Genomic DNA, 25,120 nt, shown 5'->3' on the forward strand with positions numbered 1-25,120 from the left:
TAAAGGAACCGCAAATGAACAAGACAGTGCCTGTTGCGCTCACGCTGGCCAGTCTCCTGACGCTGTCGGGATGTGCCGGTACAACGAGCGATTTTGAGTGTAACGCGACGACATCCGATACCTGCATGACCATCGAGCAGGCCAATGAGAAAGCCAAACGACTGGAGGAGGCCAGCGCGGTAAAGCCGGGTGCGACATCGCTGCCGCGCCTGGCTGAGGGTAATTTCCGGACCCGGTCCGTGCAGCCCCTGACGCTGCCGGCTGAACCGGTGCATGCCATCGCATCCAGGAATGCACCTCTGACGGGTACACCGACTCTCCCCCGCCCGCAGCCGCACTCAGCCTCACGGGCGCCGCTCTCCACGGTCACGCCGGTTACTGTGTCGCCGCCAGGGCGCGAGTCCATCGTGGACCCGAGGCCGCTTCGCGTCGGTGAAAAGACGGCCGGGCTGTGGATCGCGCCCTATATCGATACGCAGGACGTTTATCACCAGCCGACGCGGGTGTTTTTTGTTGTGAAACCCTCAGCGTGGGGAACCCCACGCGTTAACTGAAACCTGAACCGCCACCGCGTGTGGCACCCATTTTAACAATCTGTCGTTATCACGCGTGCCCTGAAACGTAAAAAGGGATGGGCGGTAGCGTGTCCGGACAGTGTGAGCAGGGAGCGTTGATGGCAGACGAACTCGATCTCCTGCAGGAGCAGGACGAATTGCTGAACCAGCTTCATATACAGGCCGCGAGGCAGCGATCCTGCCTGCAGGGCAAAAGCCGCAACCGGTGCGAATGCTGTGGCAATCGCATCCCCCTCAGGCGGCAGCAGGCCATCCCGGGCGTACGTACCTGTACGGAATGCCAGCGGGTTCTGGAAATACGAGAAAAACAGTATCTGAGGTGACCGATGGGAAGAAGAAAAACCAATGTGATGGTCGTGGGGAAAACCGGTAGCGGTAAGACAGCCATCAGCGTTGAGGTTATGCGGACCTTTTTATCAGAACGACAACTCCGCGACTGGCGTGAATTGCGCAAAGACATTCAGAACGATGGCAAAAAACCAGGAGACGAACATCATGACAACCAACAGTAACAGCGGTCCGGGTAAGACCCGCCACCTTAACGATATAGCGGCCTGCTGCGAGGCGATGGGGATGCGTGTCATCTGTGTTAATGCCGCAGAGCGCGACTTCTGGCTTTCAGCGTCTCAGCAGAGCGCTCCCGCCCTTGACGGGAAGGCTGGGATTTCTCAACACATAATGCAACGGCAGCGTGGGCACGGTCTGTTCCTGGGTAAAGCAGGCTCAGGTATGAGCGTAACAAAACAGCAGATGAGGGTTTTCCTGGCGAAGTCTGACGTCAGCCGGATTAAAGCGCTGTACAGCGGAGAGGACGGGGAGAGGCTGGCGGAGGCTATCAGACACAACTGCAGCGTCTGGTTTCCGCTGAATCCCGGAGGTAAAGGGAATGATGCTTAAGCTTCTGTCCGTCCTGCTGTATTGCCTTAGATGGCTTGCCTGGGCTTTTCACTATCTGATTATCTGGCCTGCCGCCACGCTGATGCTGCTGGTTGCCATGCTTTTGTGGATGGATAACACCACGCCCGGAGAGGCGATGGCGCAGGAAATTATGGCCGTCACGCATAACGTCAGCAGTGGCGAGTTTCGTATTGCGGTCTGCCGTGATGAACCTTTACAACCCTTTATACCGCCTGCTCCGCAGAACAAGTCCTCCGGCCTCACGCTGCATGACGCTCCCTCTGCCGTCTGCCATGACCGGGGCAGCGTCGTCACCGATGCTAAAGGATATGCCGGTCATGTTGACGGGGCGCTGAGTGCGTTTAAGTTGCTGTGGATTGTGATGGCCATTGTGTTTTCAGGGGCGGCGCTGCTTATGGGATGCCGTCCGTATTTCTGCCTGTACGGTCAGATGCGCTCAGTGCGTTTTCGCTACGGTATCCCCGCCAGCCGCCCGGCCCCTGCGACGGAAGCGGTCAAAACGGCCGACAATAAAAAGGAGGGGGATCATGAGTAATCCGCTGGACTCCGTCACCCGCACGGTCAACTCGCTGCTGACGGCCCTGAAGATGCCCGATGCGTCCTCTGAGGCGAACGATGTCCTCGGGCAGATGCGCTTCCCGCAGTTTAGCCGCGTGCTGCCGTACCGCGACTACGATGCGGAAACCGGCCTCTTCATGAACGAAAAGACGATGGGCTTTATGCTCGAGGCGCAGCCCATCAACGGCGCCAACGAAACTATCGTTTCGTCGCTGGAAAACCTGATGCGCACCAAGCTGCCCCGCGAGGTGCCGGTGGCCGTTCACCTGGTGTCCAGCCATCTGGTGGGTCAGGATATCGAGTATGGCCTGCGCGAGCTCTCATGGACGGGGGAAAAGGCTGATACGTTCAACGCCATCACCCGCGCCTACTATCTCAGGGCCGCAGAAGAAGGGTTCCCGCTGCCCGATCACCTCAACCTGCCGCTGACCCTGCGTAACTACCGGGTGTACATCTCCTGCTGCGTCCCCCGTAAGCGCGGAAGTAAGGCCAGCGTGATGGAGATGGAAAACCAGGTCAAAATCATCCGCGCCTCGCTGCAGGGGGCGCAGATAGCCACCCGCAGCGTGGATGCGGATGCCTTTATCCGCATTGCGGGCGAAATGATTAACCACAACCCGGATGCGCTGTATCCCACCGAACGGGAACTGGACCCGCTCAAGGATCTGAACTACCAGTGCGTGGACGATACCTTTGACCTGAAGGTGAAGGCCGACTACATGACGCTGGGGCTGCGCGGTAACGGTCGCAACAGCACCGCGCGCATCATGAACTTCCAGCTGACCAAAAATCCGGAGCTGGCCTTCCTCTGGAATATGGCCGACAACTACAGCAACCTTCTCAACCCGGAACTGTCCGTTTCGTGCCCGTTTATCCTGACGCTGGTCCTTAGCGTGGAAGACCAGGTAAAGGCGCAGAACGAGGCCAACCTGAAGTTCATGGATCTTGAGAAGAAGTCCAAGACCAGCTACGCCAAGTTCTTCCCGGGCGTGGCGCAGGAGGCAAAAGAGTGGGGCGATCTGCGCCAGCGCCTGTCGTCCGGGCAGTCCTCGCTGGTGAGCTATTTTCTGAACGTGACCCTCTTCTGCCGCGATGACCAGGAAACTGCGCTGAAGGTCGAGCAGGACGTACTGAACAGCTTCCGTAAAAATGGCTTCGAGCTGATTTCCCCGCGCTTTAACCATATGCGCAATTTTCTCGTGAATCTGCCGTTTATGGCGGGCGGCGGCCTCTTTAAGCAGCTGCGCGAGTCCGGCGTGCTGCAGCGCGCCGAAAGCTTTAATGTCGCCAATCTGATGCCGGTGGTGGCGGACAGCCCGCTGGCCACTTCCGGCCTGCTGGCACCGACCTACCGCAACCAGCTGGCGTTTATCGACCTGTTCAGCCGCGGCATGGGTAACACCAACTTCAATATGGCGGTGTGTGGCACCTCCGGCGCGGGGAAAACCGGGCTTATCCAGCCCCTGATACGCAGCGTTATCGACTCCGGCGGCTTCGCCGTGGTGTTCGACATGGGCGACGGCTACAAGTCCCTGTGCGAGAACATGGGCGGGGTCTACCTCGACGGCGAGACGCTGAAGTTTAATCCGTTCGCTAACGTCACCGACGATACCATCGATGAGATGGCCGAACGCCTGCGGGACCAGCTGTCCGTGATGGCCAGCCCCAACGGCAACCTGGACGAGGTGCACGAAGGTCTGCTGCTCAAGGCGGTGAAGGCCACCTGGCTTACGAAGAAAAACCAGGCGCGCATTGACGACGTGGTGGACTACCTGATGATGGCCCGCGACAGCGAGGAGTACAGCGGATCGCCAACCATCCGCAGCCGCCTCGATGAGATGGTGGTACTGCTGACCCAGTACACCCGCGACGGGGTGTACGGCAGCTACTTCAACTCCGACGAACCGTCCCTGAAGGACGAAGCCCGGATGGTGGTGCTTGAGCTCGGCGGACTGGAGGACAGGCCGTCCCTCCTGGTGGCGGTGATGTTCTCGCTCATTCTCTACATTGAGAACCGCATGTACCGCACGCCGCGCAGCCTGAAGAAGCTCAACGTGATAGACGAAGGCTGGCGCCTGCTGGACTTCAAGAACAACAAGGTCGGGGCGTTTATCGAGAAGGGCTACCGTACCGCCCGCCGCCATACAGGTTCGTACATCACCATTACGCAGAACATCGTCGATTTTGACTCGGAAACGGCCTCCAGCGCCGCCCGCGCGGCATGGGGTAACTCGTCCTACAAAATTATCCTCAAGCAGTCCGCCAAAGAGTTCGCCAAGTACAACCAGCTGTACCCGGACCAGTATTCGCAGCTGCAGCGCGACATGATTAAAGGTTTTGGCAGCGCGAAGGACAACTGGTTCAGCAGCTTTATGCTGTCGGTTGAGCACCTGACGTCCTGGCACCGCCTGTTCGTCGATCCGCTCAGCCGGGCAATGTACTCCTCGGACGGTCCGGACTTTGAGTTTCTGCAGCAGCGACGCCGGGAAGGGCTGAGTATTCACGAAGCCGTCTGGGAGCTGGCGTGGAAAAAATCCGGGCCGGAAATGGCCGCGCTGGAGCGCTGGCTTCACGAGCATGAAGGGAAGACCATCTCATGAAAAAACACGTACTCATTAACGCCGCGCTGATTGCCGGCACGCTGGCTGCGGGCGCAGGCATCAGCTGGCTGGTCTGCCAGCTTAACCGTCCTGTGGTTGTGGCCTTCAACATGAAATCCACGGTGGATGCCTTCTTTGACAGCGCCGGTCGCCGTTCACTGGACGAGGCGCAGACAAAAGCACTTTCAGACCGCTTTAACGCGTCACTGGAGGCCAGCCTCAGGGACTGGCAGGTCCGCCATCGTGCCCTCATCCTTGTCGCACCTGCCGTGGTGCAGGGGGCGCCGGATATCACGCGTGAAATCCAGACTGACGTGGCCCGCCGGATGAAGGAGGGGGGGTGATGCGCGCCCTTGCCCTGGGCCTGACGCTGCTGACCGGCAGCGTGACGGCCGCTGACCTCGGGACGTGGGGCGATCTCTGGCCGGTGGCGGAGCCGGATATGCTGACCGTTATCGAAAGCCGGCTGCAGACGCTGGCGCAGTCCGGCGAGATGGACAAAAAGATGGCGGAGTTTAAGGCGCGCGTGGTGCGCAACAGCCAGCGCCCGCCTGCCGTTGAGGGAATAACCCGCGCGGTGCGCTACGAGCGGCGCTGGTTTGACCCGAGCGTGCGGGTGGACAAGGCGCTTGCCGACGACAGGGGCAACGTGTTTGCTCAGGCGGGGCAGGTCTTTAATCCGCTTGATGTGGTGCCGTTTAACGAAACCCTGCTGTTTATCAACGGCGACGATGCGGAGCAGCTCGCGTGGGTACAGCGACAGAAGCCTGACACCCTGATCACCCGCATCATTCTGGTTCAGGGCAACATTCCGCAGACGTCGGAGAAGCTCGACAGCCGCATTTTCTTCGACCAGAACGGGGTGCTGACCGCCCGGTTCGGCATAAGCCAGGTGCCGGCGCGGGTAACGGCGGCACCCAGCGGAAAGCGCCTGCAGGTGGAAATCATTCCGCCCGATATGGCGCAGCATGATGCAGGAGGTGTCCGGTGAAAATGCTGACCGTCTCTCTGTTCGGGCTGCTTCTGTGGGGTAACAGCCACATGGCAGCGGCGGACGCCGCCTGCGAAGGGCGCTTCGTCAATCCGATCACCGATATCTGCTGGCGCTGCATGTTCCCCCTGTCGCTCGGCAGCACAAAAGTCACGGGCGGGGATTTACCGGACACGTCCAATCCCGGTAGCCCGATACAGTTTTGTCCCATGCCACCGCCGGTATTTCAGCGCGTTGGCCTGGCAATAGGGTACTGGGAGCCGATGGCCATGACCGATGTGGCACGTTCTCCGGGCTGCATGGTGAACCTCGGCGGATTCACCGTTAATCTCGGGAAAATGGGGATGGGCACCGCCAAAAAAGATGACAAACAGGTCAATGGCGCGTTCTACCACGTGCACTGGTACAAATATCCGCTGACGTACTGGCTCAATATCATCACCTCCCTCGGGTGTCTGCAGGGCGGCGATCTGGATATCGGATACCTGTCTGAAATCGACCCGACATGGGGGGACAGCGCCCTGACCTCCATTCTGAATCCGGAGGCGGTCATTTTTGCCAACCCCATCGCGCAGGGCGCATGTGCGGCCGACGCGGTGGCCAGTGCAGCAAAAACGTCGGTTGACGCGCTGTTCTGGTGTGCCGGATCGCAGGGGTCAATGTATCCCTTTAACGGCTGGGTGAGCAATGAGTCCAGCCCCCTGCAGTCTTCCGTTCTGGTCAGCGAGCGCATGGCGTTCAAGCTGCACCGTCAGGGTCAGATAATGGAGAGCGTCGGGGAGGATAAAAAGGTCTGCTTCGAGTATCCGTCACCCATTATTCCCAAAACGCGCTGGCGCTATCAGATGGTGAATATGTATCCGGACGTGGCGCAGTGCCATCCCTTCGGCCGAACGGTCATGCGCTGGGAAACGGGGCGTAACCCGCCGAACACGAAGAAAAACTACGGCTATCTTCTCTGGCGCAAGCGCAACTGCGTCTTCCTCTGAGAAAAAGGAAACTTCCATGAAAACTCTGTCCGGTCTGACGGCGGCGCTGCTGCTGTCAGCATACTGTTGCACTGCGCTGGCGTCAGGGGCTGATGAGGCGAACCGCGAGTTTATTCGTCAGCAGGAGTCTTTCAGCCAGCAGCTGAGGGGGCAGGACAACGCGCCGCTGCGCCAGATGCTGGAGCAGCAGGTGCGCCAGAACCCTCTTTCAGCAGACGACGCCCGCTTTATCGGGGAGCTGAAACAGCGCCAGCGCGAGGACCAGCAGGATAAACCCACGCACGGTGCCCTGTATTTCGTCTCCTTTGCCATCCCGCAGGCGGGGCTTAAGCGCATGCTGACCGAGGCCCGCCGCTACGATATTCCCGCCACCCTGCGGGGTATGGTCAACAACGACATGAAAACGACGGCAACCGCCGTGATGGCGCTTGTTCAGGACGGCTCAGCCAGCGGCGTCGCCATCGACCCGACCCGCTTTCGTGAGTACGGGATCACCAGCGTGCCGTCCCTGGTGGTGTACTGCGAGGCGGGCCACGACGTGATTCGCGGCAATCTTCATCTGAAGCAGGCGCTGGAAAAGGTGGTGGGGAAGGGCGAGTGCAGGGATGAGGCGCAACAGCTGCTTAATAAAGGAGATGCCCGATGAAAAGAGCAATACTGATGTCGGTGCTGGCCATTGCCACCACGATGGCAAGCGTGAATGCATTTGCCGATGCTGACGCGCAGTACAGGGCGGGGGCTGATTTTGCCCGTCAGGTACAGGGGCAGGGTGAGAGCAGCCTGAAAAACTTTAACCCCTCAGCGTCTATCCCCAACTATACCGCCTCACCCGGTGAGAAAAAGTACTATGGCGGTGTGACGGCGACCGGTGATGGTGCGCTGAAAGCGGACGGTACCACGGGCTGGACTACTAATGAGGCTACAAAAGCCGTCACCGACTCGTTTGTTAACAACCCGAAGGAGCCCATTTCGCCCGACGCGCCGTTTATTAAGGCCAGCCAGGATGTCCAGTCCCGCGCTGATACCATCATCGGCAAAACGGGGCAGACGCAGTGCGAAGCGCAGAATATCAGCCGCAGTGAGTTCACCAACTATACCTGTGAGCGCGACCTGCTGGTTGAGCAGGCCTGTACGCGCACGGCCAGCATTACCGGCCACTATGAAGATACATCTGAAACAAAACAGATTGTTATCCAGTCTCAGAATATTTCGTTTGCTTCCTCCGAAGCGGGATACACAGGAACATGGACTGCGCCGGTGACAGGGAAGGTTGTTGCTGCAACAGCCACCTATTCCTGGAATAAACGTCTGGCGTTCAGTAATCCTAACTGGTTTATGCGAGTAACCACGCCTTTCGGGTTGATTTCCATGGATAACGATACCGGTAGCCTGGCGCTGAGTAGCGGCATGCAGCTGAAGAAAGGCGCAGGGATGGTGTTTTCCATTCGTACCAGGAGAAACAATCCCACTACAGATTCAATCTGGAAGCACAGCAATATGCGCTACAGCTTCACCGTTACGCTCCAGATTGAAATTCCCGCCAAAAAATGGGTACCAGACGTGGTCTGGAACGAATCCTGCCCGTTCAGCAAGAGCGAAGGTACGCTCAAAAAGACGGAATGTATTGAGCCGGGGAGCACAAAAACGGTGGTGGTTGACGGCGTGTCATACCCGGTCACGCAGGCTTGCTGGAAGTACAAAGACACGTATATGACCCAGGCTGCTGACAATGGCACCTGCAAAACCTACATGAACAATCCGGCCTGTACGCTTGCCTCACGCACCTGCGCCTTCACGGCAGAAGACGGCAGCGGCTGCCTGCATGAATACGCGACGTACTCCTGTGAAACACGTACTTCCGGCCAGGTGATGATATGTGGCGGCGACACCTTCTGTCTCGATGGTGACTGTGAGCGGGCGCAGAACGGTAAAAACAACGATTTTGCACCTGTCGTTTCGGCACTCGCCGCGCTGGCCGCTGCGGGCAAGGACGTGGCAGCCATTAACAGCGTTAACGTACGCGCCTTTACCGGCAGCGCGAAGTTCTGCAAGAAGTTTGCGGCAGGCTTCAGCAACTGCTGTAAGGACGGCGGCTGGGGCCAGGACGTCGGGCTTGCCAGGTGCAGCAGCGAGGAGAAAGCGCTGGGCAAGGCCAAAGAGAATAAGCTCACGGTCAGTATCGGTGAGTTCTGTTCAAAAAAAGTGCTCGGCGTCTGTCTCGAGAAGAAGCGCAGCTACTGTCAGTTTGACTCAAAGCTTGCCCAGATTGTGCAGCAGCAGGGACGTAACGGTCAGCTTCACATCGGCTTTGGCAAGGCCAGCAGCCCGGACTGTCGCGGCATCACCCAGACTGAGTTGCAACAAATCAAGTTCGACAAACTCGACTTCTCAAACTTTTTCGACGATCTGCAAAAGAACAAGAAAATCCCGGATAACGACACCCTGACGAAGCGCGTCCGCGAGGAAATCGCCGCGCAACTGAAGAACAAACAGTAAGCCACTCATCACTCACTCAGGACTCTCCATCATGAAAATTAAAGGATTTACTGGACGCCTTATCATCAGCCTGATTGTCGCCTCACCGGTGCTTTACTGGCGCGGGAATATCGTTGATGAAACAACCCGCATCGATGTGTTTTTTATGGCGCTGATGGTTGTGCTTTTCGTGGCGGGAGTTCTGCTGGCGTGGCTGTTAAACCCGCTTTTCAAACGATAACCGACCTGCTTCGGGATAAGGAAGGTTCCAGTGAAAAAGAGAAAGACAGCGTTAGCGCTGCTGCTTCTTGGCAGCGTTTTTACCGCCACAGGAAAAGATGCCGGCTGGCAGTGGTACAACGAAACGCGCAGAACGCCGGAGGACGACAAATCCTCTTCAACACAGCCTCAGCAGGCCTCGCCGGACATCATGGAGAAGCTTGCCACGCTTCAGCAGGCCACGAAGCGCGCCATGTACGAGGCCATTCTGTATCCGGGCGTGGAGAACTTTACCCGCTACTTCCGCCTGCAGAACTACTGGACGCAGCAGGCCGGGCTGTTCTCGATGAGCGCCAAAAAAGCCATGCTCGAGCACCCCGAACTGGACTACAACCTGCAGCACAGCCACTACAACGGTACCGTGCGCAACCAGCTGGCGGCGGACTTTGCCGACCAGCGCCGCGCCATTGAAACGCTGGCTCAGCACTATGGCGTGATGTTCTTCTACCGCGGACAGGACCCGATCGACGGCCAGCTGGTTCAGGTCATTAAAAACTTCCGCGAAACGTATCACCTCAGCGTCATTCCGGTTTCCGTGGACGGTATCGTGAATCCACTCCTGCCGGATACCCGAATGGACGGTGGACAGGCCAGCCGGCTGGGTATTCGTTACTTCCCGGCGCTGATGCTGGCCGACCCTAAAAGCGGGGCGGTCAAACCCGTCTCGTATGGCTTTATCAGCCAGGATGACCTGGCGAAGCAGTTCCTCAACGTTTCCACAGATTTTGCCCCCAACTTTTAATACAGGAAGAGTTCGCATGCGCAAATTCCGTTTTCGCCTGCCTGAGTTCGACGTGCCCGGATTATGGGTGCTGAGCCTCGGGATATGGTTTCACATTGTTTCCCGCCTGGTCCGGCGCGAGCCGGAGATGGCCATTATTCTGGCGCAGATAATCGGCGTATCGATGGCGCTCTGGGGGGGCTACCGCATCATCAACCGCTGGATTGATGCCGCCCGTGAGGCCGAAAAGGCCCGTGATGCCGGAGGATGCCGACATGAACCTTAGACATACCGTGTTTACCGTGGCGCTCATGTCCCTCTGCCTGGCCACACAGGCTTCCACAATGGACGAGATCAAATCGTTATGGCATCCACAGGGGGCGCGAACGTCGGGATCTCTGCCAACATCCCCGGAAGACCCTGAAGTTAAGCCACTTCCGGCGAAGCCGCCGGTCTGGTACCGCCTCAGCAACGGCCGCCAGATCAATCTGGCCGACTGGAAGGTCGTGCTGTTTATGCAGGGACACTGCCCGTACTGCCACCAGTTTGATCCGGTCCTGAAGTCGCTGTCGGCACGGGTGGGGTTTGGGGTGATGGCCTACACCATCGACGGTCAGGGGGATGCGTCCTTTCCCGATGCGTTGCCCGCGCCGCCGGAGGTGATGAAAACCTTTTTCCCTAACCTGCCCGTGGCCACGCCAACCACCTTTCTCGTCAACGTAAACACCCTTGAAGCCCTGCCCCTGCTGCAGGGCGCGACCGACGAACAGGGCTTTATGGCCCGCATGGATACGGTCCTTCAGATGCGTGGAGTGGGTAACAATGGCTGATCAGAACAATGCAGAGGAACACGACATGATGACCTCCGGAATGCTTCAGAGAGCTACGACGCCAGAGTTAATCGCGCTCAGGGCACGGAAAGAGGACGCACGGTTCGGCGTTTATGCTGAGTGGGCGGGCATTTTGCTCATTGCCGGCGTGCTGTCGCGCGTCTTTATGACATACGTTTTCAATGCCTGCGTCGGCGACTGGCTCAGGGACGGTCACCTGCAGCTGAAAGATTTGTGGAACGTGTTGATGTACGCCATTCCACTGATATTTATCGCGCTGAGCGGCGGGCTTGCCGTTGCAGGTGGCGTTTATGCAATCCTGAACTCGCTTTATACGAAAGGGCAAATGTTCATACTAAAACGAAAAATGGGAAAACTCGCCCTGCAGGCGAGTCGGGAGGGTGCCGATGTTCGTCCGTAAACCTCTCTCCATACTGTGTGGCCTCCTTCTTGCGTGTTCAGCGAGCGTGAGTGCCGACGTGAACAGTGACATGAACACCTTCTTTAATAAGCTGGGCTTTGCGTCCAACACCAGCCAGCCACAGGTCTGGCAGGGCCAGGCCGCGGGCTACGCCACGGGCGGCTCACTCTACGCGCGCACGCAGGTGAAAACCGTCCAGCTTATCTCCATGACGCTGCCCGACATCAACGCCGGCTGCGGCGGCATCGATGCCTATCTGGGCTCCTTCAGCTTTATTAACAGCGATCAGTTGCAGCGTTTCGCCAAGCAGATTATGTCCAATGCGGCCGGATACTTCTTCGATCTGGCGCTGCAGACCACGGTACCGGAAATCAAGACCGCTAAAGACTTCCTGCAGAAGATGGCCAGCGACATTAACAGCATGAACCTCAGCTCCTGCCAGGCGGCGCAGGGGATTGTCGGCGGTCTGTTTCCGCGCACTCAGGTCTCCCAGCAGAAGGTCTGCCAGGACATTGCCGGTGAGAGCAACATGTTTGCCGACTGGGCGGCATCCCGCCAGGGCTGCACGGTGGGGGGAAGCATGGATAAGGTCCGTGATAAGGCCAGTGATAAGGATAAAGAGCGCATAACGAAGAATATCAATGTCATCTGGAATGCGCTCGGAAAGAACCGCATGTTTGACGGGAATAAAGAGCTTAAGGAGTTCATCATGACCCTGACCGGAACAATGGTCTTTGATGAGAAGGGTAATATAACCCCGCTTCCGGCAAGAACGACCGATCGCGACCTTATTCGGGCCATGATGGAGGGGGGGACTGCACGGGTGTATCACTGTAATGACAGCGATAAATGTCTGAAGGTGGTTGCCGATGCTAATGTCACGATCAGCCAGAAAAATGCACTGAAAAATCAGATAAAAGACATCCTTTCCAGCATTCAGAATAAAGCCGTTGCCGATCTAAAGTTAACCGAGAAAGAGAAGGGATTTATCACAAGTACTACCATCCCGGTCTTCAAGTACCTGGTTGATCCACAGATGCTGGGGGTTTCTAACAGCCTCGTTTATCAGCTAACCGATTACATCGGCTACGACATTCTTCTCCAGTACATCCAGGAGCTGGTCCAGCAGGCCCGTGCAATGGTGGCAACGGGAAACTATGACCAGGCGGTTATCGACAGCATCAATAATAACCTCAACGAAGCCACGCGGCAGATAGCCTCCTTCCAGGCACAGGTGCAGGTACAGCAGGATGCGCTTTTGGTTGTTGACCGCCAGATGAGCTACATGCGCCAGCAGGTCTCGGCACGCATGCTGCAGCGCTACCAGAACAACTATCACTTCGGGGGGGCGCGCTGATGCAGGAAATCTATGTCATCGCGGGCGGCGACTGGCTGACGCAGACGCTGAATGCCATCGTCACGTTCATGTCGACGGAGAACTGGGTTGTTATTCGGCGTATTGCGACGGCTTTCTCTGTGCTGGTTGTAGCCATTTCGTGGATACGACGGCACAACATCATGGATATGCTGGGCTGGGCAGGCGTCATTGTGCTGATGTCGCTGCTGGTCAGTGTTCGCACCTCCGTACAAATAATCGATATCAGTAATCAGACAAAGGTCTATAAAGTCGATAACGTGCCCGTCGGGCTGGCACTGCCTGCATCGCTGACCACCAAAATCGGATATGCCCTTGTTCAGGGGTATGAAATGGTCTTTTCACAGCCCGACAGCATCACCTACAGCAAAACCGGCATGATATTTGGGGCGAATCTGGTTTCACGCAGTACGGACTTTTTATCACAGAACCCAGAGATAACTACGATATTCACGGACTATGTGCAGAACTGCGTGATGGGCGATATTTTCCTGAACGGAAAATATACCATGGAAGATCTAATGAACAGTGCAGACCCGTATACGCTGATTTTCTCAAAGCCGAGTCCGCTGAGGGGGGTATTCAACAACAATAATCAGTTTTTAACCTGTGAAGAAGCCGCTGCGGTAATTAAGCCAAAGCTTGCCCTGGATACTCAGACCGGAGGAAAAACATGGAGTTACTACGTGCGTCAGCTTTTTGGCGGACGTCCGAATCCTGACATTTTGTTCAGCCAGATGATCGGGGACAGCTATAACTATTTCTATGGTGCTGGTCAGAGCGCCGCGTCGATTGTCCGTCAGAATGTGACGATGAACGCTTTGCGAAATGGCATCATGAGCTATGCAGCCCGCAACGGTGACACCTCAAGCCTGCTGAATATCGCCACTACGTCATCGATGGAGAAGCAGCGGCTGGCGCATGCGACGGTCGGTCAGGTGGCATTACGCTCACTACCTATGTCTCAGACGTTGATTGTCGGTCTGACCATCGGAATATTCCCCCTGATGGTGCTGGGCGGGATGTTTAACGCCGTCACCCTTAATGTGCTGAAGGGGTACGTGCTGGCTATCATGTGGGTGCAGAGCTGGCCACTGCTTTACGCCATCCTCAACAGCTGCATGACCTTCTATGCGAAGGCCAACGGTTCACCAGTGGTTCTCTCGGAGTTGTCACAGGTGCAGATAAAATACTCAGACCTCGCTACCACGGCAGGCTATCTGTCGATGCTTATCCCGCCACTGGCATGGGGAATGCTGAAGGGACTGGGGGCGGGGTTCTCAAATCTCTACAGCCATCTGGCCTCTTCCGCTATCAGCCCTGCAGCCACTGCTGCCTCTGGTGCTGTTGATGGTAACTACTCTTACGCTAACATGCAGACAGAAAATGTGAGTGGTTTTAACTGGAATACCAATAGCTCAACAGTATTTGGACAAATGAGCCAACAGTTGGCTAACGGAGCCAGTTCGACGCAAATGCGTGATGGTAGTGTAGTGACAGATTCCAGTGGTGCTACGTCACGTATTCCTATGAGTATCAACATGACTCGTCAGATTGCAACCGCACAGCAGGCAATGGCCCGCGAGGCACAAACCCAGTCAGAGAGTGCATTGCATGGATATAACAGTAGTTTGAGTAGCGCATGGAATACGCTTAGTCAGTTTGGCTCAAACCGTGGTAGCAGTAATTCAATGACCAGTGGCGCAGACAGCACTATGAGTGCTCAGGATTCTATGATGGCCAGCAGGATGCGCAGCGCAGTAGAAAGCTATGCGAAAGGGCATAATATTAGTAATGAACAGGCCACTCAAGAGTTAGCGTCAAGGAGCACCAGAGCGTCACTCGGATTGTATGGTGATGCACATGCTAAAGGAAGTATGGGGCTGAATGTGCTGGGTACCGGAGGAGGGGTAGGGTTTCAGGCAGGAGTTAAGGCGGGAGTTGATTTTTCCGATGACGATATGCACCAAGCAACAAATAGCTCTCGAGCTAGCCATGATGCTCGACATGATATGGATGCTAAAGCAACCCAGGACTTTAAGGAGGCGAGTGATTACTTTACTAGCCGTAAAGTCAGTGAATCTGGGAGCCATACGGACAATAATGCGGCTTCCCGAGCAGATCAACTTTCGGCATCGTTGAACTCAGCAAAACAGAGCTATGATCAGTACACCACAAGTCAGGCTCGTAGCCATGAATATGCTGAAATGGCGTCTCGTACAGAAAGTATGAGTGGTCAAATGAGCGAGGATCTAAATCAGCAGTTTGCCCAGTATGTCCGTAAACATGCACCTCAAGATGCAGATACATTGCTTACTAATACCAGCTCAGCAGAAATCGCAGGAAAACGTCGGGAACTGGCTTGGGGATTTGTTCAGGAGCAGGTACAACCGAGCGTTGATGCATCATATTCAGCAGCTAAAGGAAATGTTGGCCATGGTATGGGGGCCATTTCTGGTGGCGGTGGAAATAGCGATGTTAGTGCCGATCACCAGTCTCATCAGGCTACTATCGAACAACGTACACAGGACAGCGGAATTCAGAATAATGTAAAAGACCAAGTTGATAATATGCTCACAACATCGAGAGAGAATATAGCCGATACTAAAGGAGGAATACGCGATGAAGAAGGCAGCATAAATAAACAGTATTCTGATCTGCAAAAACATCATAATTCAGAGCAATCTTCGCAAATGAATACGTATAATAAAGAAAAGGAGTCTCAAGAACGAGTGCCGGGGGCTGACAGTCCTGAAGAACTGATGAAGAAGGCAAAAAAATATCAAGATAAACATAAGCAGTAACAGGATGCCAGAGAGGGTGCGATGAGAAATCTGCTTCAGATATTCATGGTAGTGTTGTTTCAGTCTATTGCTTGTTATCTGGCTGGATGGTTAGTTACGGAGGTGGTATTCATTGGTGCAACTGTGCTCTTATGGCAAGGATTGTTCATCTATTTGTTTTATAAAATATCTAAGAATAAAGGCAGTGTTGAACCCTACACATACAACAGGGTAGTTTGGTATGTGATAATGCCTATATGTTCACTGGCTCCTCCTCTTGTTACTTTTTTTGTATTCATTGTGGGTACATTGATGGATTTATATAAGGTTAGCGGGTGTATAAGCATCAAAGAGTGGCTTGAAAAAAACAAGGTAGATGGCGCCCACTCTATAAATAATGACTTTGAATCCGTGGACTTTGATAATGTTAATTATAATCCGGAAAGTAATTATCCAATGGGTTGGAAGCGTTAGATTGAGTTGTAGGATTTCATAGTCAGTTTCATGGTTGTGTATGGATATAATATTTAGTTTTATGGAGATAAACAATGCGAGTGTTCTATGGGATGTTGGGAGTTTTTGTTTTCCTGTCGTGTACCTTGAGTGTAAGGGCTAGCGACGACTACTACACTAACTTAAAAAAAGATGCGAATTCTGGAAACGCATTAGCTCAATATAAGCTAGGTGCAATGTATTTGGTCGTATCTGGTGATTATAAAAAAGCTTTTTATTGGACTAATAAGTCGGCGATTCAGGGTAATTCAGATGCCCAAAATAACCTAGGTCTGCTCTATTATTATGGGCAAGGTGTTGATAAAAATATAAAAAAAAGCAGGCTATTGGTGGGGGAAGGCAGCAGATGCAGGGAATGCATCTGCTCAGAATGACTTGGCAATGCTTTATAAAAATGGATTATTGAAAGATGCCCGTTGTGATAAAATAATGGATTTGCTTAACTCCTCAGCTCAAAAAGATTTTGAGTTGGCATATTTGAATATTGGAAACCTGTATTCTACAGGTGAGTGTGTTAATAGGGATATGCACGAGGCGGTGATCTGGTGGGAGAAAGCATCCATTAAAAATAACGGACAGGCTGAGTTTAATTTGGCAGGGGCTTATATGAGAGGTGATGGTGTATTTCCAGGTTCTGGAATGGCAGATATCTATTTGAAAAAATCATGCTCACATGGATATGCAGGAGCGTGTGATTTACTTAAAAAATAACATTCATTATTAATAATCTCTCCGCCTTTAGTTAAATGATGTCATCCTAGTGTTTTGTAACGGATGACATTAAATCAATTGCTTTCTGAAATCATGGTCGCTATACATATAGACCAACCTCTATGAGGCTAATATGAGTTTTAATGCTAAGGATATGACCCAGGGCGGTCAGATCGCGAGCATGCGTATCCGTATGTTCAGTCAAATTGCCAATATCATCGTGTACTGTCTCGTCATTCTCTTCGGCATCATTGTCGCGATTACGCTGTCGGTTAAACTGACCTGGCAGACGTTCGTGAACGGCATGGTTTATTACTGGTGTCAGACGCTGGCCCCCATGCGCGATATTTTTAAATCCCAGCCTGTCTATACCATCCGTTATTACGGCCATGAGCTGAAGTACAACGCGCAGCAAATACTGCAGGACAAATATATCCAGTGGTGCGCCGACCAGGTCTGGACGGCCTTTATTCTTGCTGCCATCATCGCGGCCGTGGTGTGCGTTATTACCTTCTTTGTCACCACCTGGATTCTGGGCCATCAGGGTAAGCAGCAGAGTGAGGACGAGATAACGGGAGGGCGCCAGCTGACTGACGACCCGAAAGCGGTGGCGAAAATGCTCAGGCGCGACGGTCTCGCATCCGACATCAAAATCGGTGAGCTGCCGCTTATTAAGGACTCGGAGATCCAGAACTTCTGTCTGCACGGTACCGTCGGGGCCGGTAAATCAGAAGTTATCCGCCGTCTGATGAACTACGCCCGCCAGCGTGGCGATATGGTCATCGTGTATGACCGCTCCTGTGAGTTCGTCAAAAGCTACTATGATCCGGCCACAGATAAAATCCTTAACCCGCTGGATGCGCGCTGCGCTGCATGGGACCTGTGGCGGGAGTGCCTGACGCAGCCTGACTTCGACAACGTTTCCAACACGCTTATTCCTATGGGCACGAAGGAAGACCCCTTCTGGCAGGGGTCGGGACGTACCATCTTTGCCGAAGCCGCATATCTGATGCGCAACGACAAGGACCGCAGCTACAGCAAGCTGGTCGACACGCTGCTTTCCATCAAGATTGAGAAGCTGCGCTCGTACCTGAAAAACTCCCCGGCGGCGAACCTGGTGGAAGAGAAAATCGAGAAAACGGCCATCTCCATCCGCGCCGTGCTGACCAACTACGTCAAGGCTATCCGCTACCTGCAGGGCATCGAAAATAACGGCGAGTCATTCACCATACGCGACTGGATGCGCGGCGTTCGTGAGGATGGTAAAAACGGCTGGCTGTTTATCTCCTCCAATGCTGACACCCACGCTTCCCTCAAGCCGGTTATCTCCATGTGGTTGTCCATCGCCATTCGCGGGCTGCTGGCGATGGGGGAAAACCGTAACCGCCGCGTGTGGATCTTCGCCGACGAGCTGCCTACCCTGCACAAGCTGCCGGACCTGGTTGAGATCCTGCCGGAGGCGCGTAAGTTTGGCGGCTGCTACGTCATTGGCATTCAGTCCTACGCCCAGCTGGAAGATATTTACGGGCAGAAGCCGGCGGAAACGCTGTTCGACGTGCTGAACACCCGTGCCTTCTTCCGCTCGCCGTCGCGCAATATCGCCGAGTTCGCCGCTGGCGAAATCGGTGAAAAAGAAATCCTCAAGGCGTCCGAGCAGTATTCCTACGGTGTGGACCCGGTACGCGACGGTACCTCGGTCGGCAAGGACATGGAGCGCGTCACCCTGGTGAGTTACTCCGACGTCCAGACGTTGCCGGATCTCTCCTGCTACGTCACGCTTCCCGGACCTTATCCTGCCGTGAAAATGGCGCTGAAGTATCAGCAGCGTCCAAAGGTGGCACCGGAATTCATTCCGCGCACCATCGACGGGAAAGCGGAGGAACGCCTGAATGCCGCGCTGGCTGCACGTGAACATGAATCCCGCAGCATCGCCATGCTCTTTGAACCGGATGCCGATGTTGTCGCGCCAGAGGGCGGTGCGGAGAATGCTGGTCAGCCACAGCAGCCACAGCAGCCACAGCAGCCACAGCAGCCACAGCAGCCACAGCAGCCACAGCAGCCACAGCAGCCACAGCAGCCACAGCAGCCACAGCAGCCACAGCAACTGACGCCCGCGCCCCGCGCTGCAGACGCGGCATCCGTAGCAGGTGCGGCAGGCGCCGGCGGTGTGGAGCCTGAGCTGAAGACAAAGGCGGAAGAGGCAGAGCAGCTGCCGCCCGGCATCAGTGAAAGCGGTGAAGTAGTGGATATGGCGGCATGGGAGGCGTGGCAGGCGGAGCAGGACGAACTGTCTCCTCAGGAGAGGCAGCGTCGTGAAGAAGTGAACATCAACGTTCACCGGGCGCCTGAAAAGGATCTTGAGCCGGGAGGATACATCTGATGATGAGCATCGGATCGGTAAAATCCGCCGGCAGCGCGGGCAATTATTACACCGACAAGGACAACTACTACGTTATCGGTAGTATGGGCGAGCGCTGGGCCGGAAAAGGGGCTGAAGCGCTGGGGCTCAGCGGCGGGGTGGACCAGAAGGTCTTTACGAAGGTTCTGGAGGGACGCCTGCCGGACGGCAGCGACCTCAGCCGGACTCAGGACGGGGCGAACAAACACCGTCCGGGCTACGACTTCACCTTCTCTGCGCCCAAAAGTGTCTCCGTGATGGCCATGCTGGGAGACGACAAGCGTCTTATTGAGGCACACAACCGCGCGGTGGAGACCGCCATTAAGCAGATAGAGGCAATGGCCTCCACGCGGGTTATGACGGAGGGCAGGAGCGAGACGCAGCTGACCGGCAACCTGGTGATGGCGCTGTTTAACCACGATACCAGCCGCGACCAGGAGCCGCAGCTGCACACCCACGCGGTGGTGGCCAATGCCACTCAGCATGGCGATGAGTGGCGAACGCTCAGCAGCGACAAAGTGGGTAAAACCGGGTTTATTGAGAATATCTACGCCAACCAGATTGCCTTTGGCCGCCTGTATCGTGCCGCGCTGAAGGATGACGTCGCGGCGATGGGCTATGAGACTGAGACGGTCGGCAAACACGGCATGTGGGAGCTGAAGGGCGTACCGACGGAGCCGTATTCCAGCCGCAGCAGGACCATCAGCGAGGCGGTCGGGGATGACGCGTCCCTTAAGTCCCGCGACGTGGCGGCGCTCGATACCCGCCAGTCGAAGCAGAAGGTTGACCCCGAACAGCGCATGGCCGAGTGGATGCAGACCCTGAAAGAGACGGGGTTTGACATTAAAGCCTACCGTGAGGCGGCAGACCTGCGGGTTGTGCAGGGGAATATTCCCGCAACGACGCCTGAAGCCATTGATATTAACAGCAGCGTCGGGCAGGCCATCGCGATGCTGAGCGACCGGCGGGCGCGGTTCACGTATTCCGAACTGCTGGCCACCACCCTCGGGCAGCTGCCCGCGCGGTCGGGCATGGTGGAGATGGCGCGTGACGGCATCGATGCGGCGATAAAAAATGAGCAGCTCATCCCGCTGGATAAAGAGAAGGGGCTGTTTACCTCGAACATCCACGTGCTGGATGAGCTGTCGGTGTCGGCGATGACCCGCGATTTACAGCGGACGGGGCAGGCCGACATTTTTCCGGATAAAAGCGTGCCCCGCAGCCGGTCATACAGCGATGCCGTGAGTGTCCTGGCCCAGGACCGTCCGCCGGTGGCGATCATTTCGGGTCAGGGCGGGGCGGCCGGCCAGCGTGAGCGCGTGGCGGAGCTGACGATGATGGCGCGCGAACAGGGGCGTGACGTGCAGATTATCGCCGCCGACAGGCGTTCGCGCAGCGCCCTTATGCAGGATGAGCGCCTCAGCGGCGAGCATATCACCGACAGGCGGGGGCTGACGGAGGGCATGGCCTTTACGCCCGGCAGCACGCTGATTGTGGACCAGGGGGAGAAGCTGACCCTGAAAGAAACGCTCACGCTGCTCGACGGTGCGCTGCGCCATAACGTCCAGCTGCTGATTGCCGACAGCGGCCAGCGCACCGGGACCGGCAGCGCCCTCACCGTCATGAAGGAAGCGGGAGTGAGCACGCTCGCGTGGCAGGGCGGTGAGAAGACGCAGGTCTCGGTTATCAGCGAGCCTGACCGGCGGCAGCGGTATGACCGCCTGGCCGCTGACTTTGCCCGAAGCGTCCGCGCAGGTGAACACAGCGTGGCGCAGGTCACCGGTCCGCGCGAGCAGGCGGTGCTCGCAGGCGTAGTCCGCGAGGCGCTTAAGGCGGAAAAGGTGCTGGGCGAGCGGGAGGTCAGTATCACCACGCTGGAGCCGGTCTGGCTCGACAGCCGCCATCAGCAGGTGCGCGACCACTACCGGGAGGGGATGGTCATGGAGCGCTGGAATGCCGAAGAGCGCAGCCGGGAACGCTTTGTCATTGACCGCGTGACGGGCCGCAACAACAGCCTGACGCTGCGCAACGCCCAGGGTGAGACGCGGGTGACCCGCCTGTCTGAACTCAACAGCAGCTGGTCGCTGTACCGCACCGGCACGCTGCAGGTGGCCGAAGGCGACCGTCTGGCAGTGCTGGGTCAGGCGCAGGGGACGCGGCTCAGGGGAGGCGATACGGTGACCGTTAAGGCGCTCGGGGAGGCGGGGCTCGTCGTCAGCCTGCCGGGGCGTAAGGCGGACGTGGTCCTGCCCGCCGGCGACAGCCCGTTTACCGCCGCGAAGGTGGTTCAAGGCTGGGTGGAGTCGCCGGGCCGCTCGGTGAGCGACAGCGCCACGGTTTTTGCCTCGCTGTCGCAGCGCGAGCTGGATAACACCACGCTGAACAAACTGGCGCTCAGCGGCCGGGCGGTGCGGCTCTATTCCGCGCAGACGGCGCAGAAAACGACGGAGAAGCTGTCGCGTCAGTCTGCCTGGAGCGTCGTGTCCGAACAGATTAAGGATGCGGCGGGGCATGACAGGCTCGATGATGCCCTGGCGCACCAGAAGGCCGGTCTGCACACGCCGGAGCAGCAGGCTATCCATCTGGCCATTCCGGTGCTGGAGGGGAACGGCCTGGCGTTCACGAAGCCGCAACTGATGGCCGCCGCGAAAGAATTTGAGCAGGACAGCCTCAGCCTGCAGGCCATCGAAAAGGAAGCGGACCGTCAGGTGCGCAGCGGCGACCTGCTGTCGGTGCCGGTATCGCCGGGAAACGGCCTGCAGCTGCTGGTCTCACGCCAGTCGTACAACGCTGAAAAAAGCATTATCCGCCACGTCCTTGAGGGAAAGGAGGCCGTCACCCCGCTGATGGATAAGGTTCCGGACGCGCAGCTGGCGGGCCTGACCGACGGGCAGCGGAACGCCACGCGCATGATACTTGAATCCCCCGACCGCTTTACCCTGGTGCAGGGCTACGCCGGGGTGGGTAAAACCACCCAGTTCCGGGCAGTCATGTCGGCCATCGGCACGCTGCCGGAACGGGAGCAGCCGCGCGTTATCGGCGTGGCCCCCACCCACCGGGCGGTGAGCGAGATGCGCGATGCGGGCGTGCCTGAAACGCAGACGCTGGCGGCCTTTATTCACGACACGCAGCAGCAGCTGCGCGGCGGCGAACGAACGGACTTCAGCAACGTGCTGTTTCTCGTGGATGAAAGCTCAATGGTCGGTAACGCCGACATGGCGAAGGCGTACAGCCTGATTGCCGGGGGCGGGGGGCGCGCGGTCTCCAGCGGGGATACCGACCAGCTGCAGTCCATTGCCCCGGGCCAGCCCTTCCGCCTGCTGCAGAAGCGCAGCGCCATTGACGTGGCGGTGATGCAGGAGATCGTCCGCCAGACGCCGGAACTAAAACCTGCCGTCTACAGCCTGATTAGCCGCGATATCGGCAGCGCCCTGACGACCATTGAGAGCGTGGCGCCGGCACAGGTGCCGCGCAGGGCGGATGCCTGGCAGCCGGACAGCTCCGTCATGGAGTTCAGCCGCGAACGGGAGGAGGCCATTGCGAAAGCCGTGGCGGCCGGCGACCTGATGCCCGGCGGGCAGCCCGCGACGCTGCTGGAGGCCATCGTGAAGGACTACACGGGGCGCACGTCAGAGGCGCAGGCGCAGACCATCGTTATCACCGCCCTGAACGCCGACCGCCGCCAGGTGAACGCCATGATTCATGACGCCCGTCAGGGTGCCGGCGAGGTGGGCGAAAAAGAGGTCACGCTGCCGGTTCTCACGCCTGCCAATATCCGCGACGGGGAGCTGCGGCGCATGGCAACGTGGGAGGCATCCCGCGACAGCCTGGTTCTGCTGGACAGCACCTATTACAGCATTGAGGCGCTGGACGGGGAGGCGCACCTGGTGATGCTGAAGGATGCGCAGGGCAACACCCGCAGCCTGTCGCCCGCGCAGGCGGCGACAGAGGGCGTCACGCTCTACCGTCAGGACACCATTACCGTGTCGGAAGGCGACCGGATGCGCTTTTCGAAAAGCGACAACGAGCGGGGCTTCGTGGCCAACAGCGTCTGGTCGGTCAGTGAGATAAAAGGTGACAGCGTCACGCTGTCGGACGGGAAACAGACCCGTACGCTCACGCCGTCAGCCGAGCAGGCAGAGCAGCACATCGACCTGGCCTATGCCGTCACCGTTGAAGGCTCACAGGGTGCGAGCGAGCCCTTCTCCATCTCCCTGCAGGGTACGGACGGCGGACGTAAGCGGATGGTGAGCTTCGAGTCAGCCTACGTGGCGCTGAGCCGCATGAAGCAGCACGCGCAGGTCTATACCGACAACCGGGATAAGTGGGCGGCCGCGATGGAAAAATCGCAGGCGAAAAGTACGGCGCATGACATTCTGGAGCCGCGCGGCGACCGCGCCGTCGCGAATGCCGCCCGCCTGACGGCGACGGCAAAAGCGCTGGGTGAGGTGCCTGCCGGTCGCGCCGCGCTGCGCCAGGCCGGGCTGCAGCCCGAGGGCTCGATGGCGAAATATATCTCGCCGGGGCGTAAATACCCGCAGCCGCACGTGGCGCTCCCGGCCTTCGACCGCAACGGCAGGAAGGCGGGCGTCTGGCTGAGCGCCCTGACGTCCGGAGACGGGCAGCTTAAGGGGCTCGCTGGTGAAGGCCGGGTGATGGGCAGCGGGGACGCGGCGTTTGCGGGTCTGCAGGCCAGCCGTAACGGCGAGTCGCTGCTGGCGCGGGATATGGAAGAGGGCGTGCGGCTCGCGAGGGAGAATCCGCAGAGCGGCGTGGTGGTGCGGCTCGAAGGCGAGGCGCGACCGTGGAACCCCGGCGCCATTACCGGCGGTCGGGTCTGGGCCGACGGCCTGCCCGATGCCACCGGTACGCAGCCCGCAGAAACGGTGCCGCCGGAGGTGCTGGCACAGCAGGCCCGGGAGGCTGAGGTGCAGCGGGAGCTGGATAAGCGTGCCGAAGAGGCGGTCCGCGAGATGGCCCGCAGCGGCGACAGGCCGGCCGGAGGGGCTGACGTCGCCGTCCGGGATGTGGTGCGGGATATGGATCGGATAAAAGAAACGCCGGCATCTCCCCTCACGCTGCCGGATGCGCCGGAAGAACGCCGCCGGGATGAGGCGGTGTCTCAGGTGGTGCGCGAGAGCGTGCAGCGGGACCGCCTGCAGCAGATGGAGCGCGAAACGGTGCGAGACCTTGAGCGTGAAAAGACCCTGGGAGGCGACTGATATGCGCGCTGAAAACCATCCGCTCTTCCCCCTTGTGGTGGTGGCCGACTGCTGGCTGCAGCGTCTGCTTGTGTGGACGCCGGGCCAGACCGACCTTATCAAAACCGTGGCGCTGCTGCTGATGGTGGCCGACCACATCAGCATGCTGTGCGGACTGGATAATGACTGGCTGCGTCTTGCCGGTCGGGGAGCGTTTCCGCTCTTTGGCCTGGTCTGGGCCATGAACCTCGCCCGCCATCCGCAGATTCAGCAGCGCGCCCTGAACCGGCTCTGGATATGGGCCGGGGTGGCGCAGGGCGGCTGGATACTGGCCGGGCTGCGCCCGGACCTGGGCAATATTCTGTTTGCCTTTGCGGTCAGCGGACAGGCACTGGCGATGATGCAGCGGCACGGGCCGCGCACGTGGCCGCTCTCCCTGATGCTGGTTCTGGCCTGGCTGCCGTTTTCGGCGGGAAGCTACGGGCTGGCGGGGGTAGTGATGCTGATGCTGGCCTGCGGCGTATGTATGACGGGCCGGCGCACCACGCGCACGGGGCTGGCGCTGTGTCTGGCACTGGCGATACTCGCGCTGAATGCCGCGGACAGCCCCGCCTTTGCCATCGCGGGTCTGGTAATACCCGGCGTTACCCTGACGGTGCTGAGCCGGACCTGTTGCCGCGTGCCGAGGTTCTGGCCGCGCGAATTTTTCCCGCTGTTCTACGCGGTGCACCTTGCCGTCATCGGACTGATGGTGATGTGATATCTGCCGTGTCAGAATAGGG

Annotated in this window: 24 protein-coding genes; all 24 read left to right on the forward strand. The window is 57.7% G+C overall.

The genetic code is table 11. The annotated features are described in order from the left end of the window. Window positions 1-14 precede the first annotated feature (14 nt). The 24 genes from traV to traX all read left to right on the forward strand — a co-directional run bounded on the left by traV (window position 15) and on the right by traX (window position 25,098). On the forward strand, window positions 15-554 hold the full coding sequence (traV, locus tag L2Y28_RS24370) for a type IV conjugative transfer system lipoprotein TraV (protein ID WP_016247533.1): 540 nt from the start codon (window positions 15-17) through the stop codon (window positions 552-554). Window positions 555-673: 119 nt separating this feature from the next. Continuing rightward, window positions 674-898, forward strand: a complete 225-nt coding sequence (locus L2Y28_RS24375; RefSeq protein ID WP_008324141.1) for a TraR/DksA C4-type zinc finger protein — start codon at window positions 674-676, stop codon at window positions 896-898. Window positions 899-901: 3 nt separating this feature from the next. Continuing rightward, window positions 902-1,087: a hypothetical protein gene (locus L2Y28_RS24380; RefSeq protein ID WP_008324139.1), complete on the forward strand. Its 186-nt coding sequence runs from the start codon at window positions 902-904 to the stop codon at window positions 1,085-1,087. Then, window positions 1,071-1,472 (forward strand): hypothetical protein, encoded by a 402-nt coding sequence (locus L2Y28_RS24385; protein WP_016479985.1) that lies wholly within the window; start codon window positions 1,071-1,073, stop codon window positions 1,470-1,472. The genes L2Y28_RS24380 and L2Y28_RS24385 overlap by 17 nt, the downstream gene beginning before the upstream one ends. Next, window positions 1,462-2,028 (forward strand): conjugal transfer pilus-stabilizing protein TraP, encoded by a 567-nt coding sequence (gene traP, locus L2Y28_RS24390; RefSeq protein ID WP_008324135.1) that lies wholly within the window; start codon window positions 1,462-1,464, stop codon window positions 2,026-2,028. Before L2Y28_RS24385 ends, traP begins: the two co-directional genes overlap by 11 nt. Continuing rightward, a complete protein-coding gene (gene traC / locus L2Y28_RS24395) occupies window positions 2,021-4,651 on the forward strand; it encodes a type IV secretion system protein TraC (RefSeq protein ID WP_008324134.1) in 2,631 nt (876 codons plus the stop codon). The genes traP and traC overlap by 8 nt, the downstream gene beginning before the upstream one ends. Continuing rightward, window positions 4,648-4,995, forward strand: coding sequence for a type-F conjugative transfer system protein TrbI (trbI, locus tag L2Y28_RS24400; protein WP_008324133.1), 348 nt, complete (start codon window positions 4,648-4,650; stop codon window positions 4,993-4,995). The genes traC and trbI overlap by 4 nt, the downstream gene beginning before the upstream one ends. Then, the gene (gene traW, locus L2Y28_RS24405) at window positions 4,995-5,642 is read left to right on the forward strand and encodes a type-F conjugative transfer system protein TraW (RefSeq protein WP_008324132.1); all 648 of its coding nucleotides are present in this window, start codon (window positions 4,995-4,997) and stop codon (window positions 5,640-5,642) included. Before trbI ends, traW begins: the two co-directional genes overlap by 1 nt. Window positions 5,643-5,644: 2 nt before the next feature. Then, window positions 5,645-6,631, forward strand: coding sequence for a conjugal transfer pilus assembly protein TraU (traU, locus tag L2Y28_RS24410; protein WP_042934586.1), 987 nt, complete (start codon window positions 5,645-5,647; stop codon window positions 6,629-6,631). Window positions 6,632-6,647: 16 nt separating this feature from the next. Further along, window positions 6,648-7,277 carry a type-F conjugative transfer system pilin assembly protein TrbC gene (gene trbC / locus L2Y28_RS24415; RefSeq protein ID WP_008324130.1) on the forward strand — a complete coding sequence of 210 codons (630 nt, stop codon included), beginning with the start codon at window positions 6,648-6,650 and terminating at the stop codon, window positions 7,275-7,277. Beyond that, on the forward strand, window positions 7,274-9,127 hold the full coding sequence (gene traN, locus L2Y28_RS24420; protein ID WP_016479983.1) for a type-F conjugative transfer system mating-pair stabilization protein TraN: 1,854 nt from the start codon (window positions 7,274-7,276) through the stop codon (window positions 9,125-9,127). Before trbC ends, traN begins: the two co-directional genes overlap by 4 nt. Window positions 9,128-9,158: 31 nt before the next feature. Continuing rightward, window positions 9,159-9,347, forward strand: coding sequence for a conjugal transfer protein TrbE (gene trbE / locus L2Y28_RS24425; protein WP_008324128.1), 189 nt, complete (start codon window positions 9,159-9,161; stop codon window positions 9,345-9,347). 30 nt (window positions 9,348-9,377) lie between these two features. Continuing rightward, a complete protein-coding gene (traF, locus tag L2Y28_RS24430) occupies window positions 9,378-10,127 on the forward strand; it encodes a type-F conjugative transfer system pilin assembly protein TraF (RefSeq protein WP_008324127.1) in 750 nt (249 codons plus the stop codon). 16 nt (window positions 10,128-10,143) lie between these two features. After that, a complete protein-coding gene (gene traQ, locus L2Y28_RS24435) occupies window positions 10,144-10,392 on the forward strand; it encodes a type-F conjugative transfer system pilin chaperone TraQ (RefSeq protein ID WP_016479982.1) in 249 nt (82 codons plus the stop codon). Continuing rightward, on the forward strand, window positions 10,382-10,936 hold the full coding sequence (trbB, locus tag L2Y28_RS24440; protein ID WP_008324125.1) for a type-F conjugative transfer system pilin assembly thiol-disulfide isomerase TrbB: 555 nt from the start codon (window positions 10,382-10,384) through the stop codon (window positions 10,934-10,936). Before traQ ends, trbB begins: the two co-directional genes overlap by 11 nt. Next, window positions 10,929-11,357, forward strand: coding sequence for a hypothetical protein (locus tag L2Y28_RS24445; RefSeq protein WP_008324122.1), 429 nt, complete (start codon window positions 10,929-10,931; stop codon window positions 11,355-11,357). Before trbB ends, L2Y28_RS24445 begins: the two co-directional genes overlap by 8 nt. Next, window positions 11,344-12,714: a conjugal transfer pilus assembly protein TraH gene (gene traH / locus L2Y28_RS24450; RefSeq protein WP_016247527.1), complete on the forward strand. Its 1,371-nt coding sequence runs from the start codon at window positions 11,344-11,346 to the stop codon at window positions 12,712-12,714. The genes L2Y28_RS24445 and traH overlap by 14 nt, the downstream gene beginning before the upstream one ends. After that, a complete protein-coding gene (traG, locus tag L2Y28_RS24455) occupies window positions 12,714-15,536 on the forward strand; it encodes a conjugal transfer mating-pair stabilization protein TraG (protein WP_008324119.1) in 2,823 nt (940 codons plus the stop codon). Before traH ends, traG begins: the two co-directional genes overlap by 1 nt. A 21-nt stretch (window positions 15,537-15,557) precedes the next feature. Then, entirely contained in the window at window positions 15,558-15,989 is a 432-nt protein-coding gene (locus tag L2Y28_RS24460; protein ID WP_008324118.1) for an entry exclusion protein, read from the forward strand. A gap of 74 nt (window positions 15,990-16,063) precedes the next feature. After that, window positions 16,064-16,402, forward strand: coding sequence for a tetratricopeptide repeat protein (locus tag L2Y28_RS24465; protein ID WP_032072912.1), 339 nt, complete (start codon window positions 16,064-16,066; stop codon window positions 16,400-16,402). Window positions 16,403-16,409: 7 nt separating this feature from the next. Next, window positions 16,410-16,739: a tetratricopeptide repeat protein gene (locus L2Y28_RS24470; protein ID WP_223856629.1), complete on the forward strand. Its 330-nt coding sequence runs from the start codon at window positions 16,410-16,412 to the stop codon at window positions 16,737-16,739. Between the two features lie 133 nt (window positions 16,740-16,872). Continuing rightward, entirely contained in the window at window positions 16,873-19,119 is a 2,247-nt protein-coding gene (gene traD, locus L2Y28_RS24475) for a type IV conjugative transfer system coupling protein TraD (RefSeq protein WP_016479979.1), read from the forward strand. Further along, a complete protein-coding gene (traI, locus tag L2Y28_RS24480) occupies window positions 19,119-24,359 on the forward strand; it encodes a conjugative transfer relaxase/helicase TraI (protein WP_016479978.1) in 5,241 nt (1,746 codons plus the stop codon). Before traD ends, traI begins: the two co-directional genes overlap by 1 nt. Before the next feature lies 1 nt (window position 24,360). Continuing rightward, window positions 24,361-25,098, forward strand: a complete 738-nt coding sequence (gene traX, locus L2Y28_RS24485; protein WP_008324912.1) for a type-F conjugative transfer system pilin acetylase TraX — start codon at window positions 24,361-24,363, stop codon at window positions 25,096-25,098. Window positions 25,099-25,120 lie beyond the last annotated feature (22 nt).

Origin of the sequence: Enterobacter sp. JH25, assembly GCF_021725435.1 — a bacterium.
Taxonomy (GTDB): Bacteria; Pseudomonadota; Gammaproteobacteria; order Enterobacterales; family Enterobacteriaceae; genus Enterobacter; species Enterobacter intestinihominis.